This is a genomic window from Leifsonia sp. PARNA 1/14, from assembly GCF_055720965.1.
In genome coordinates, this window is the sequence record NZ_JBVQSP010000002.1 from 914,967 (window position 1) to 928,114 (window position 13,148).

The 13,148-nt window shown below is 71.7% G+C and carries 14 protein-coding genes; 5 read left to right on the forward strand and 9 right to left on the reverse strand.

Going from position 1 to position 13,148, the window contains the following annotated elements; genetic code table 11:
* Window positions 1-61: 61 nt before the first annotated feature.
* Window positions 62-820, forward strand: a complete 759-nt coding sequence (locus AC0HS0_RS09490; protein ID WP_472963558.1) for an IclR family transcriptional regulator — start codon at window positions 62-64, stop codon at window positions 818-820.
* A gap of 89 nt (window positions 821-909) precedes the next feature.
* Here AC0HS0_RS09490 and AC0HS0_RS09495 read toward each other — a convergent pair whose 3' ends face one another.
* Window positions 910-1,974 carry a S1C family serine protease gene (locus AC0HS0_RS09495; RefSeq protein WP_472963500.1) on the reverse strand — a complete coding sequence of 355 codons (1,065 nt, stop codon included), beginning with the start codon at window positions 1,972-1,974 and terminating at the stop codon, window positions 910-912.
* Between the two features lie 96 nt (window positions 1,975-2,070).
* Here AC0HS0_RS09495 and AC0HS0_RS09500 point away from each other — a divergent pair, with 96 nt between their 5' ends.
* Window positions 2,071-2,469 (forward strand): phage holin family protein, encoded by a 399-nt coding sequence (locus AC0HS0_RS09500; protein WP_472963502.1) that lies wholly within the window; start codon window positions 2,071-2,073, stop codon window positions 2,467-2,469.
* 16 nt (window positions 2,470-2,485) lie between these two features.
* Here AC0HS0_RS09500 and AC0HS0_RS09505 read toward each other — a convergent pair whose 3' ends face one another.
* The 3 genes from AC0HS0_RS09505 to AC0HS0_RS09515 are packed head-to-tail and all read right to left on the reverse strand — an operon-like array spanning window position 2,486 to window position 4,949.
* Window positions 2,486-2,953: a GNAT family N-acetyltransferase gene (locus AC0HS0_RS09505; protein WP_472963504.1), complete on the reverse strand. Its 468-nt coding sequence runs from the start codon at window positions 2,951-2,953 to the stop codon at window positions 2,486-2,488.
* A gap of 35 nt (window positions 2,954-2,988) precedes the next feature.
* Window positions 2,989-3,447, reverse strand: coding sequence for an SRPBCC family protein (locus tag AC0HS0_RS09510; RefSeq protein ID WP_472963506.1), 459 nt, complete (start codon window positions 3,445-3,447; stop codon window positions 2,989-2,991).
* Complete coding sequence (locus AC0HS0_RS09515) at window positions 3,447-4,949, reverse strand: phytoene desaturase family protein (RefSeq protein ID WP_472963507.1); 1,503 nt, start codon at window positions 4,947-4,949, stop codon at window positions 3,447-3,449. The genes AC0HS0_RS09510 and AC0HS0_RS09515 overlap by 1 nt, the downstream gene beginning before the upstream one ends.
* 274 nt (window positions 4,950-5,223) lie before the next feature.
* Between AC0HS0_RS09515 and AC0HS0_RS09520 the strand changes: the two genes are divergently transcribed.
* On the forward strand, window positions 5,224-7,290 hold the full coding sequence (locus tag AC0HS0_RS09520) for a DEAD/DEAH box helicase (protein WP_472963508.1): 2,067 nt from the start codon (window positions 5,224-5,226) through the stop codon (window positions 7,288-7,290).
* Window positions 7,291-7,381: 91 nt separating this feature from the next.
* Here the strand turns inward: AC0HS0_RS09520 and AC0HS0_RS09525 are convergent, their stop codons facing one another.
* Together AC0HS0_RS09525 and AC0HS0_RS09530 are read right to left on the reverse strand one after the other, a co-directional pair.
* Window positions 7,382-8,263 carry an aminoglycoside phosphotransferase family protein gene (locus AC0HS0_RS09525; RefSeq protein WP_472963509.1) on the reverse strand — a complete coding sequence of 294 codons (882 nt, stop codon included), beginning with the start codon at window positions 8,261-8,263 and terminating at the stop codon, window positions 7,382-7,384.
* A 9-nt stretch (window positions 8,264-8,272) separates the two neighbouring features.
* Complete coding sequence (locus AC0HS0_RS09530; RefSeq protein WP_472963510.1) at window positions 8,273-9,067, reverse strand: class I SAM-dependent methyltransferase; 795 nt, start codon at window positions 9,065-9,067, stop codon at window positions 8,273-8,275.
* A gap of 115 nt (window positions 9,068-9,182) precedes the next feature.
* Between AC0HS0_RS09530 and AC0HS0_RS09535 the strand changes: the two genes are divergently transcribed.
* A complete protein-coding gene (locus AC0HS0_RS09535) occupies window positions 9,183-10,553 on the forward strand; it encodes a pyridoxal phosphate-dependent decarboxylase family protein (protein WP_472963512.1) in 1,371 nt (456 codons plus the stop codon).
* A gap of 77 nt (window positions 10,554-10,630) precedes the next feature.
* Here the strand turns inward: AC0HS0_RS09535 and AC0HS0_RS09540 are convergent, their stop codons facing one another.
* The 3 genes from AC0HS0_RS09540 to AC0HS0_RS09550 form a co-directional block, all read right to left on the reverse strand.
* Window positions 10,631-10,885, reverse strand: a complete 255-nt coding sequence (locus AC0HS0_RS09540) for a DUF6458 family protein (RefSeq protein ID WP_472963514.1) — start codon at window positions 10,883-10,885, stop codon at window positions 10,631-10,633.
* A gap of 12 nt (window positions 10,886-10,897) precedes the next feature.
* Complete coding sequence (locus AC0HS0_RS09545; protein ID WP_426625509.1) at window positions 10,898-11,062, reverse strand: hypothetical protein; 165 nt, start codon at window positions 11,060-11,062, stop codon at window positions 10,898-10,900.
* A 71-nt stretch (window positions 11,063-11,133) separates the two neighbouring features.
* Window positions 11,134-11,640 carry a MarR family winged helix-turn-helix transcriptional regulator gene (locus AC0HS0_RS09550; protein ID WP_472963516.1) on the reverse strand — a complete coding sequence of 169 codons (507 nt, stop codon included), beginning with the start codon at window positions 11,638-11,640 and terminating at the stop codon, window positions 11,134-11,136.
* A gap of 97 nt (window positions 11,641-11,737) precedes the next feature.
* Between AC0HS0_RS09550 and AC0HS0_RS09555 the strand changes: the two genes are divergently transcribed.
* Complete coding sequence (locus AC0HS0_RS09555) at window positions 11,738-13,045, forward strand: serine/threonine-protein kinase (protein ID WP_472963517.1); 1,308 nt, start codon at window positions 11,738-11,740, stop codon at window positions 13,043-13,045.
* The last annotated feature ends 103 nt before the right edge of the window (window positions 13,046-13,148 follow it).

Sequence of the window (13,148 nt, forward strand, 5' to 3'; positions counted from 1 at the left end):
CGCCCCGGGGTTAGGCTCTTCAGTGTCCGGGATACCAGACATGATCACGACGGGAGGCCTCATGAGCAAGGTCCCGGCCGCGGACAACACGCTGCGGATCCTCGCCTTCCTCGCCACCCAGCGCGGGCCGGTGCCGGCCGCCGCCATCGCGACCTCCCTCGACCTCCCGCGGTCGACCGTCTACCACCTGCTCACCGTGCTGGCCGAGCACGGCTTCGTCCTTCACTTCCCGGAGGCGCGGCGCTACGGGCTGGGCGTGGCCGCCTACGAGCTGTCGAGCGGGTTCTCGCGGCAGCAGCCGTTGAGCCGGCTCGGTCGCCCGATCGTCGCCGCGCTGGTGGACGCGCTCGGCGAGTCCGGGCACGTCGCGGTGCTGCACGGCCGCGACGTCGTCTACATCGTGGAGGAGCGGGCGCCGCGCAGGCCCAGGCTGGTCACCGACGTCGGGGTGCGGCTGCCCGCGCACCTGACCGCGAGCGGCCGCGCTCTGCTCGCCTCCCTGCCGCCGGGGCAGCTGCGCGCCCTCTACCCCGACACCGACGCGTTCGAGGACCGCACCGGCGCCGGCCCGCATTCCTACGCCGAACTGCGACGCCTGGTCGCGGAGGCGAGGGAGCGCGGCTACGCGACCGAGGACGGCGATGTCACCCCGGGCTTCGCGTCGGTGGCGGTGTCGGTCCGAGACCACGCCGGCTGGCCCGCCGCCGGCATCGCGGTCACCTTTCCTCGCGAGAACGTGCCGCCCGCCGAGTGGGATGCGCTCGCCGACCGGGTTCGGGAGGCCGCCGCCGAGCTCTCCCGCCGTATCCGCGGGAGCTGAGCCGAGCCCGCCCTGCGCCGAAGGGCACGTAGGTGCCCGTGAACCGCCGTCTGAGGGACGTTTACGTGCCCTTCGACGACCCGTCGCGGCTACTCGAGCGTGAGGGTGGTCGTGTGCGCGGTGCCATTACGGAGGTACTCGACCTTCACTTCGTCGCCGGGCTTGCTGGTCACCTGGATCGCGGTGAGCACGTCGATGTTCGACGCGGTGTGCCCGTTCACCGACGTGATCACGTCGCCGACCCGGAGGCCCGCCTGCTGCGCAGGACCGCCCGAGACGATCGCCTGCACGAACAGTCCGTCGGTCACTCCGAACGCGGCGGCCGCGGCCGGCGGGATCGGCACGACAGTGAGGCCGGCGCTGGGGTGCGCGACCTCGCCGTGCTCGATCAATTCGTGCGCGATCGGCAGGGCGAGCGACTCGGGCACGGCGAAGCCGATGCCGACGCTGCCCGTGCTGCTCTGCCCCGCGGCGCCCGGAACGGTCGCGATGGCGGTGTTGATGCCGATCAGGCGACCGCCGCAGTCGACGAGCGCACCCCCCGAGTTGCCCGGGTTGATGGACGCGTCGGTCTGGATCGCGCCGGCGAGCACCGCGTTCCGGTCGTCGTCGCTCGGAACCGGGACGGTGCGGCCGAGCGCGCTGACGATCCCCGCGGTCACCGTGCTCGAGAGTCCGAGCGGCGCGCCGAGGGCGACCACCGGCTGGCCCACCGACAGCGATCCGGAGTCGCCGGTGTCGATGACCGGGAGCGGTTCGTCGTCGGACACCTTGATGACCGCGAGGTCGGTCTTGGGGTCGCGACCGGTGAGCGTCGCGGGCAGCGCGTGCCCGTCGCTGAACCGGACCGTCAGCTTGGCGCCGGACGCCGCGTCGGCGATCACGTGGTTGTTGGTCAGGATGTAGCCGTCGTCGGTGATGACCTCGCCGCTGCCGTTGCTCGTGCCGCGCTCTCCGGCGACCGCGATCGTCACCACACTCGGGAGCACCCGATCGGCGACCCCTGCGGAGTCGCACGAGCCGCTGCGACCCGCGGACAGCGCGGCGACGGCGAAGGCCCCGGCGATCATCCCGCCACCGATGAGCACCAGCGCTGCGCCGACGACGAGCAGCGCGACGGTCCAGGAGCGCAGGGCGGGTTTCGTGTCGGTCACAGGCGGCCTCTCTCGACGGTGCAGACAGGTTAGCGGGAGCATCGCGGCCGCACCAGGACTGTTCTCTCGGCGCAGGGAGGCCGCTACCCTTCGTCCATGGTGAGATTCCTGATCCGTGCGGCCATCTTCGTGGTCACCGCTGCGCTCGGCCTCCTGGTCGCGTCGTGGCTCCTCCCCGGCTTCCATCTGGACTGGGAGGGCCTCCTCATCGCCGTTGTGGTCTTCGCCGCCGCGCAGAGCATCCTGGCGCCTTTCATCTTCAACCTCGCCCGCAAATACGCGTCTGCCGTCCTCGGAGGCATCGGCCTCGTCTCGACGCTGATCGCGCTGATCATCGCGTCGCTCTTCCCCGGCGGCATCCGGGTGGACGACTTCGTGACCTGGATCCTCGCCGCACTCGTGGTGTGGGTCGTCACGGCGCTCGGCGGCTGGCTGCTGCCGTTGATCTTCCTGAAGAAGAAGGTGACGGGCCGGGGCGCTCCGGCGCGCGGCTGAGGCGAGCTGTCAGCCGTCAGGCGGTGACGAGCGTCTTCGCGTAGCAGACCGAGTGCGGGTCGCCGACGTAGTCGCCGAAGTTCGGGATGCGCGCGTAGCCGCGGCTCTCGTAAAGGGCGATCGCGGCGTGCTGGAGCGGCCCCGTCTCCAGTTGCAGCACGGGGATGCCGGCGACGGCGGCCTGCGCCTCCACCGCCCGGAGCAGACCGGCGGCGAGACCGCGGCCGCGGGCGTCCGGGTGCACGAACATCCGCTTGAGCTCCGCGGTGCCGTCGCCGTTCTCGACCAGCGCGGCCATGCCCAGTGCCCGTCCGCCCTCGTCGCGGCCGACGAACACCGTGACGCTGTCCCGCTCCAGCTCGGAGACATCGAGCAGGTAGCAGCTCTCGGCCGGGTAGAGCGCGAACGTGAACTCGTCGCTCAACCGCAGCAGCTCCTCCACGCCGGGGGACCGGGCGGGCTCGACCGAGACACTCGTCATCATGCGGACGATGCTAGCGACCGCGTGTGTCGGGGAGGTTACGCTTCCGCCTTCGACTTCTGCCGGCTGATCCCCCGCGCCACCCATTCCAGCCGACGCAGCGCCTCCCGGTTGCGGATCCACAGGATCGGGTCTGCGATCGCCTTCGGGATGCGGGCGGCGATGCCGGTGATGGCCTCCTCCTCCATGCGCACCACGCAGCCGCTGCCCCGCGGTTGCACCTCGATCACGACGCGTTCGGTTCCGACCGGCCGCGTCTTCGCCTCGATCTGAAACCGTCGCGGCGGGTCCCAGACCTCGACCGACGTCTCGTCGTTCAGCACGAGCGGCCAGATCCCGATCGAGTGGTGGAGGCGCGACCCCGGCTCGGGGAAGTGACCGTCGGCGCCGCGCATCCGCGACGCCCCCACCACCCAGGTCGGGAACACCCAGGGATCCGCGAGCGCGGTGAAGACCTCCTCCGGGGTGCAGGCGAACCGGCGCACGTTGACGGACATCAGGCGACCTCCTCCTCGATCGACGGGCTCGCGGACGGGCTCGCCGCGGACCGCTCGGGGGCGAGCGACGGCATCCGCGTCACCCCGAACTCATGGCGCAGCGCACTGCGCGCCGCGTAGTAGCCGGCCAGCCCGTGGACGCCGGGTCCCGGAACCGCGGACGACGACGCCAGGTAGAGCCCGCGGCCGGGCATCCGCCACGGATCCGTCGACAGGACGGGGCGCATCACGAGCTGCGAGAGGTCGGGCATGCCCGACGAGATGTCCCCGCCGATGTAGCTCGGGTTGTAGGCCTCCATCTGGTGGGCGGTCTTGGTGGCCGTCGCGAGGATAAGGTCGCGGAAGCCGGGCGCGAAACGCTCGATCTGCGCGATGACGGCCTCGGAGCGGTCGGAGGTCGAGCCGCGCGGCACGTGCGTGTACGCCCAGAGCACGTGTTTGCCGGCGGGAGCCCGGCCGGCGTCGAAAAGCGTGGGCTGCGCGACGAGCACGTACGGGTCGTCGCTCTCGCGGCCGGCCGCGACGACGCGCTCGGAGCGGGCGATCGCCGACCGCTCGCCGCCGAGGTGCACGGTCGCGGTCTCCAGGAGCTCAGGGTTCGCCCACGGCACGGGGCCGGAGAGCGCGAAGTCGATCTTGAAGACGCCGTTGCCGTCGCGGAAGGCCGCGACCTTGCGCAGGTAATCGGCGGGGAGGCGGTCCTCTCCGAGCCGGGCCGCGATGGCCACGTGCGTGTCGAACAGCACCGCCCGGGCGTCGGGAAGCTCGCCGAGGGACTGGACCTCGGCGCCGGTGACGACCTCCCCGCCGTGCGCACGGAGGTCGGCGACCAGCGCGTCGGCGATCGACTGCGACCCACCGACCGGGATGGGCCAGCCGCGGCCGTGCGCGTATGTCGCGAGCGCGAGCCCGGCGGCGGCGCCGGCCAGGTTCGGCAGCGGGAGGGTGGTGTGCGCGATCACACCCGTCAGCAGCGCCCCGGGCTTCTGCGTGCGGAACGGGAGGTTCCACCAGGGGCCGCCCTGCGAGAGGGCGGCGAGCCCGAACCGGGCGGCGACGAGGGGATGCCGGGGGATCTGGAGCAGGTTCGACCCGGTGAACTGGGCCACCGCGTCGGCCCTGCGGGCCAGCGGGCCGAGCAGGGCGCGCCATGCCGGGCCGTCGGGGCCGAGCGCGTCGGCGGTGCGCTCTAGGTCGCGATAGGCGACGGCGACCTCGCCGCCCGGCAGCGGGTGGCCATAGGAGGCCGTCGGCGTGATGAAGGGGATCCGGTCGGCCAGCCCGAACCGCTGGAAGAACCCGGACGCGAACGCCAGCGGGTGCACCGCGGAGCAGATGTCGTGGCGGAAGCCGGGGAGGGTGACCTCCTCCGTCCGCATCCCCCCGCCCACCGTCGCGTTGCGCTCGTAGACGTGCACGCTCAGGCCGGCCCTGGCCAGCGTGACGGCGGCGGCCAGCCCGTTCGGTCCGGAGCCGATGACGATCGCGTCGACGGAGGTCATGCCTCTTGTATACCCCGCTCCGCGCAGCCCGACAGGGGTCGGCGGGATCGTCATCGTGTTCTCAGGCTTCTTCCTGTATCGTTGATCGGTCGGCTCTTGACACCGCGCATATTCGACGCGGATGGGTTTGTCAGTCAGGTGGGCCGGTTCCGCAGCCATTCGGCGAGCGGATTCATCACGATGTGAACGGCCCCGGGCGATGTCTGCCGGGGAATCTCCGGTGCGCTTCAGCGTGCCGCCGCGCATTTCTCAGAGCAACCCAGGAAGAACACGCATGCCCCCGTACAAGAAGACCGACCGACGATCCGCCCAGCCGCACAACGGCTCCTCCCACGGCGCCCCCAAGGGCGCCGGCAGCCGCAGCCCCAAGCACCGCGGCTACCGCGACGAGGCGCCGGCCGCCGGCAAGAAGGCCCGCTGGAGCGCCGAGGACCGCGCGGCCCGCGGCCGCGACACCTTCGGCAGCCGCGACTCCGGCCGCGGCGGCTCCGAGCGCGGCGGCTCGGCCGGGCGCAGCGAGCGCCCCAACTGGGAGCCGCGCGGCAAGGACGCGCGTCGCACCGAGCGCGAGTGGGACAGCCGCTCCCGCGCCGGCCGCGGCGATGACCGGCCGCGCCGTGACGACGACCGCCCGCGTCGTCAGTTCGACGACCGGGCCGAGCGCCCGCGCCGCGACTTCGACCGGGACGAGCGCCCGCGTCGTTCGTTCGACGACCGCGCCGAGCGCCCGCGCCGCGATTTCGACCGCGATGACCGCCCGCGTCGTCAGTTCGACCGGGATGACCGCCCGCGTCGTCAGTTCGACCGGGATGACCGCCCCCGTCGCGACTTCGACCGGGACGAGCGCCCCCGTCGTTCGTTCGACGACCGCGCCGAGCGTCCGCGTCGTGACGCCGACGACCGTCCGCGTCGTTCGTTCGACGACCGCGGCGACCGCCCGCGTCGCGATTTCGACGACCGCCCGCGTCGTCAGTTCGATCGCGACGACCGTCCCCGCCGTTCCTTCGACGACCGCGCCGAGCGTCCGCGCCGCGACTCGAACTTCTACCCGTCGCGCGACGACAAGCCCGCGTTCGACGCACAGGACGACGTCGTGCTCGAGCGTCTCCAGGCCGACGCCATCCAGGCCTCCGACGTCGAGGGCGTGACCTTCGCCGACCTCGGCCTCGGCGGCAACATCGTCCGCGCCCTGGCAGAGCTCGGCGCCGAGAGCCCGTTCCCGATCCAGGCCGCCACCATCCCCGATGTGCTCGCGAGCAAGGACGTCCTCGGCCGTGGCCGCACCGGCTCCGGCAAGACGATCGCGTTCGGCGCACCGCTCGTCGAGCGCCTCATGCAGCTGTGGGCCGAGCAGGGCAAGTCCGGCGGCAAGCGCCAGCTGGGCCGCGCGCCTCGCGCACTGATCCTCGCGCCGACCCGCGAGCTCGCCCTCCAGATCGACCGCACCGTGCAGCCGATCGCCCGCAGCGTCGGCCTCTTCACCACGCAGATCTACGGTGGCGTGCCGCAGGGCCGCCAGGTCGGCGCCCTCCAGCGCGGCGTCGACATCGTGATCGGCACCCCCGGCCGCATCGAGGACCTCGTGGAGCAGGGGCGCCTCGACCTCAGCGAGGTCGTCATCAGCGTGCTCGACGAGGCCGATCACATGTGCGACCTCGGCTTCCTGGAGCCGGTGCAGCGCATCCTCCGCGAGACGTCCGACGGCGGTCAGAAGCTGCTGTTCTCGGCGACCCTCGACACCGGTGTGGCGAAGCTTGTCGACGAGTTCCTCGTCGACCCGGCCGTGCACGAGGTCGCCGGCGAGGACCAGGCGTCCTCGACCATCGACCACCGTGTGCTCGTCATCGAGCACCGCGACAAGCCGGCCATCATCGAGCAGCTCGCAGACCGCGACGGCAAGACGCTGATCTTCGCCCGCACCCGCGCGTTCGCCGAGATGCTCGCCGACCAGCTCGACGACGCCGGCATCCCGGCCGTCAGCCTCCACGGCGACCTCAACCAGTCGCGCCGCACGCGCAACCTGGCCCAGCTCACCAGCGGCCGGGTGAACGTCCTGGTCGCGACCGATGTCGCGGCCCGCGGCATCCACGTCGACGACATCGACCTGGTGATCCAGGCGGACGCCCCGGACGAGTACAAGACCTACCTGCACCGTTCGGGCCGCACCGGCCGCGCGGGCAAGCAGGGCACGGTCGTGACTCTCATCCCGCGTCAGCGTCAGCGCCGCATGAGCGAGCTGCTGCAGCGCGCGGAGATCGAGGCCGACTTCGTGCCCGCGATCCCGGGCGACCAGCTGGTCACCGACCTCGCACTGGCGGCCACCGCCGCCGACGAGGCCTGAGCCGCCTCTTCCGCGAAGCCCCCGTCTCTGCAGCTCCGGCTGCAGAGGCGGGGGCTTCGTCGTCGGGGCTGCTGATTCTCCGCAGTGTCGCTTACGCGTCCTCGCTGAGCTGGTCGAGAGTGTGACGTGCCAGTGCCGCCATGCGCGGGTTGTCGTCGGAGGACGTCGCGAGAGCGCTCGCCATCGTGACGGCCCAGCCGCGAGCGCGGCGCCAGGTCGCAGCGTCCGGAGGCGTCGGCAGCGCCGCGCGGAACCGCTCCCGGGCCTCCGCGTCGAACGTCAGCCACGCGGTCGCCAGGTCGGTCGCCGGATCGCCGGAGGTGACGTCGCCGAAATCGAGGACGGCCGCCAGGCCGCCGTCCGGCGTCAGCAGCAGATTGCCGGGGTGGAGGTCGCCGTGCAGCAGGAGCGGCGGTCCGCTCCACTCGGGCGCGGCGAGAGCCTCCCGCCACGCCTGCTCGAGGTCCGCGACCTCCATGCGTCCGGACAGCGAGCGCAGCCGCGCCCGCACGGCCTCCGCCCGGGTCGAGAGCGGCACGCCGCGCACCGGATTGTGAGGTGCGTCGGGCGACGGCACGGCGAGTTCGCCGACGAACGCGGCCAGCGGCTCGGCCAGCCCCGAACGTCCATCCGCACTCACGGAGGCGCCATCGAGGCCGTCGATCCACTCGATGATGCTCCAGGGGAAGGGGAACGCCCCGGACGGAACCCCCACCCGCACCGGCACGGGCACGGGCACGTGCACACGGGCGGAGATGCCCGGCAGCATCTGCTGCTCGTGCTCGATGAGGTGCGCGGCGACCTCGCGCCGCGGGATGCGGACGGCGTGCGCGTCGCCCAGCCGATACAGCTGGTTGTCCCACCCGTCGGAGACGAGTCGCAACGGGCCGGCCAGGTCGGGATGCTGCGCCTTCACGAGCGCGTCGACGAGCGCGGCGTCGGTCGGGATGTCGGCGGCAGGCGTCAGAGGCACCGTGCGACCTTAGCGCACCAGCCCCCGCACCGCCCACGCGCGGGCGACCAACGCGATCGACCCGTCGGGTTCGCGAGGCAGCGTCGTGTCCAGCCGCCGGCGCAGTGCCTCTCGTGACTCTTCGTCGAGAGACATCGCGTAGGCCGGAGCCGGCCCCTGGCCGCCGAGGAACGGTTGCCAGTAGTCGTCGAAATCCGCGAAGGTCGTGGGCACATCGAGCCCGGTGACGTCGACTGCAGCACAACCCGCGTCGGTAAACAGCGCCTCCAGAGCGTGGGGATGCGCGAGCGGGAACCGCGGGCCTTCGTCGATGTCCTCGGCGGCCCGGTCGAGCGCGATCGCCGCGTCCCAGAATCGCCGCATCAACTCCATGCGCCCCGCGTAGTCCCAGACGTAGCCGGCGACCATCCCGCCGGCGCGCACGACCCGCAGCGCCTCGGCCAGAGCTGCGGCCGCGTCCGGGACGAAGTTCAGGACCAGTCCCGACACCGCGCAGTCGACCGAGGAGTCGGCGAGCGGGAGGTCGTCGGCGCCCGCGACCGAGAAGGTCGCGCGCGTCCCCAGCCGCTCCATGGCTGCCGCGACGAAACCCTCGGCCGGATCGACCCCGATCACCCGCGACGGCTCCGCCCGGTCGAGGATGCACTCCGTCAGCGCGCCCGTGCCGCAGCCCACGTCGAGCCACGTCAACCCGTGCGGGAGGTCCAGCCACTCCAGGAACAGCGGCGCGACCCGGCTGCTCCAGCGACCCACATAGCGCTCGTACGCGCGTCCGCGTCCCCAGATCCCGCTCGAGTCGGCCATACGCGCACCCTAGTGCGCAGCTAATACGCGCGGGCCGTCAAGAACGCGCAGAAAAGCTGCGTCTGCGGGCGGAAAGGTGATGGGGAGCCTGTGTCAGCATGGGAGCGGAGGCCCCATGACTACCGATTCCGCACGCATGCACAGCGTGACCGCCGAGACCAGCGAGCTGGTCGATCTCGTGCTCGACTACTCGCGCCGGCGCATCCTCGCCACCGACACCCCGCTCGACAAGCCGCTGCCGGAGTCGGAGCTGCGCCGGCTCGCCGGGCGCACCGTCTCGGAGAGCGGGATGGGCGCCGAGCGTGCGCTCGCCGTGTTCGAGCACGTCCTCGCCCCGGCCTGCATCACGACCGACCACCCGCGCTACCTCTCGTTCATCCCGACGGCGCCCACCAAGGCCGCCACGGCCTTCGACCTCGTCGTCTCGGCGAGCGCGGTCTACGGCGGCTCCTGGCTGGAGGGGTCCGGCGCCGTGTACGCGGAGAACCAGGTGCTCACCTGGCTGGCGTCGGAGTTCGGGCTGCCTCCGGAGGCCGGCGGCGTCTTCGTGCAGGGCGGCACGCTCGGCAACCTGTCCGCCCTCGTCGCCGCGCGCGACAGCGCCCGCGCCGAACGCGGAAACCCTCCGGGCAGCTGGATCATCGTCTGCAGCGCGGAGGCCCACTCGTCGGTCGCCTCGGCCGCGCGGGTGATGGACGTGGAGGTGGTGACCGTCTCGCCGGGGGAGTCCGGTGTGCTGACCGGCGACGCCGTGCGGCCGGCGCTCGCCGAGCACGGCGATGCGGTCTTCGCGGTCGTGGCCACCGCCGGGTCCACCAACTTCGGGATCGTCGACGACATCGCCTCCATCGCCGCGCTGAAGGACGAGTTCGGTTTCTGGCTGCACGTCGACGGCGCCTACGGCCTCGCTGGGATGCTGTCGCCGCTGGCCCGCCCGCGCTTCGCGGGCGTCGAGCGCGCGGACTCGCTCATCGTCGACCCGCACAAATGGCTGTTCGCGCCCTTCGACGCCTGCGCACTCCTGTACCGCGACCCGGAAGCGGGCCGCCGGGCCCACACTCAGCACGCCGAGTACCTCGACACGCTGACCGACACCGTGGAGTGGAGCCCGTCGGACTACGCCGCCCATCTCACACGCCGGGCTCGCGGCCTCCCGTTCTGGTTCTCGCTGGCCTCGCACGGCGCGGGCGCCTATCGCGACGCCGTCACCGCCTCGTTGCAGCTCGCCCGACGCATCGCCGACGAGATCGACCGGCGCGACGGCTTCCACCTGGTGCGGCAGCCGCAGCTCTCGGTGGTGGTCTTCGAGCGCGAAGGCTGGACCAAGGAGGATTATGCGCTCTGGTCGGCCCGCCTCCTCGACGAGCAGCGCGCGTTCGTGACGCCGAGCTCGCACGCCGGACGCCCCAACACCCGTTTCGCCGTGCTCAACCCGCTGACCACGTACGAGGACCTCGTGGAGATCCTCGACACCATGGAAGGCTGATCCGCTCGGGAGGACGAAGCCCGAACACCACGAAGGCCCCCGCCGTGCGGCGGGGGCCTCCGTGTTTTCCGGGGGGATCAGACGATGTCGTCGCTGTCGCCCACCCGGCGGGTGACACGCTCGCCGTTCACCGGGTCGACCGCGGTGCGCGTGGTCGCGACGGTACGGCGGCGGCGGGTCATCAGGATGATGCCGAGGATGATGCCCACGGCACCGGCGATCATCAGGATGTAGCCCACGAGATGGAGGTCGATCCAGCTGACCTGCACGTTCAGGGCGAACGCCAGGATGGCGCCGATGACGAACAGGACGATTCCGGTACCGAGGCTCATGGTGGGCCTCCCCTAAACTCGGCGGCTGCCGGTCAGCAGCCGCACCAGCCAGACGATCACAGCGAGGACGAGCAGGATGATGCCGACCCACAGCAAGAAGTTCAGGGACTGCACGAAGCCGCCGGTGAGCAGCAGGATGACCGCGATGATAGCGATGATGATGAGCAGGATGTTCATGGGAGGGGTTGTCCTTTCCTTGACGCACACCACAGAACAACTACTTCGGTTATCGAACAATCCCCTTGACGTCAGGTCCTTTCAGGCCTATTCGCGTGTCGTTCCGCGCTGATGCGGTCGACGGTCTCCCGCATCTTGGTGAGGAAGCGCGTGACGGTCTGGGCGTCCTCCTCGCTCAGTTCGGCCGCCTGCGCCGCGATCTGCTCCTGCGCCGCCACCATCGGGCCGGTGTCACCGAAAGCGGCGCGCGTCGGCACCAGGTCGACGGAACGCCGGTCGGCGTCGTTGGTCCGGCGCTCGATGAGCCCGGCTTGCACGAGCCGGTCGATCAATGCCGTCGTCGAGGCGCTGGAGACTCCGACATAGGCGCTCACGTCCTTGGCGGCGGTGCGACGGCCGCCCGCGGCATTGTCGAGGATGAGCCGGAGCGCGAGGAAGTCGTTCTCGCCGATGCCCATGGCCGCTCCGGTGCGTCTGCGCATCGCGGTCTCGGCAGCCCGATACACCTGGAGCGCCTCGAGCACGCCCCGATCGGGCGCCGGCACATCCGGGGGCGGGGCATCCGATCGTTCGCTCACTCCTCTCAGTCATCTCCCGCTCGTCGACGATTTCAACGGGCAATCCAATGACTTTCGGCGGATTCACGGCATCCCTCGGTGCGCGTATGCTCGCGGAGTGCTACCCGACACCGTCCTGCTCGACCGCTACGAACTTCGCGACCGCCTCGGCCGCGGTGGAATGGCGACGGTCTACCGCGCCTACGATCGCGAGCTGGAGCGGTACGTCGCGATCAAGGTGTTCGCGCGGGGGGAGGCCGACGACGACGCCCGCCGCCGGGGCGAGGCGACAGCGCTGGCGCGGCTGTCCCACCCCAACCTGGTGAGCCTCCACGACGCGCACCTCTCGTCGGGCGACGACCCGCAACCGAGCTATCTGGTGATGGAGCTCGTCGACGGGGAGGACCTGGGCACGAGGCTGGATCGAGGGCCGCTGCCGGGAGAGGAGGTCGCTGCGATCGCGTCCGGCATCGCGGAGGCGCTGGTGGTGGTGCACTCCGCCGGGATCGTGCATCGCGATCTGAAGCCGGGGAACATCCTCCTCGCCGACTCAGACGTGCCCGGCGCGTTGCCGCACGCGAAGCTGGCCGACTTCGGCATCGCTCATCTGATCGGCACCGAGCGCCTGACCACGGCGGGCACGATCATCGGCACGGCGGGCTACCTGAGCCCCGAGCAGGCGAACGGGAGCGAACCGGGTCCGTCCGCCGACATCTACTCGCTGGGCCTCGTTGTCCTCGAGTCGCTGACCGGTGTCCGGGAGTACCCGGGGACCCCCGTGGAGGCCGTGACGGCCCGGGTCGTGCGCGACCCTCGCCTTCCGGCGTCGCTCCCGGAGGACTGGCGCGGCCTCATCGGCGCCATGACGTCGCGCGACCCCCGCATCCGGCCGACGGCCCTGGAGGTCGCGGTCATGGCCCGGGAGCTGGCCCCGCAGTTGGATGGCTGGGTGGTACCGGACGATTTCGCCGAGCCGTCGGGACCGGGATGGAATGGTCCGACGGTGGCGATGACGCCACCGGCGCTGCCTGTCATCGGTGCGGAGCGGGCGATGCGTCCGCGACGGCGTGCTGGGGCGGGCGGAGGTCGACGGCGTGCGGTCGACGCTGTTCTCCTGGCGTCGGGCGCGACAGCGATCGTGGCTCTCGCGCTGAGCCTCGGAACGTTCCTGGCGCCCGCCTCCTCCGAGCCGAAGACCGAGCCGACGCACCGACCTACTCCGACCGTGACGGCTCCTCCGCAGACGGTCGTGCCGGCCGAGTCGACCGCACCGGCCCAGCAGGTGGAGCAGCAGGCGCCCGCACAGCAGGCCCCCGCACAGCAAGTCCAGCCTCAGCCGAAGCCGGCGCCGCCCAAAGTCGACAATCCCAACAAGGGGCCAGGGAAGAATAACGGGAACGGGTCCGGCAAGGGCAAGAAGGGCTGAGCGCTAGCGGCCGAGGCCGCGGAATTGCCAGCCGGCGGTGCGCCAGGTGTCGGGGTGGAGGGCGTTGCGGCCGTCGATGATGACTTTGTGGGTGACGAGGTCG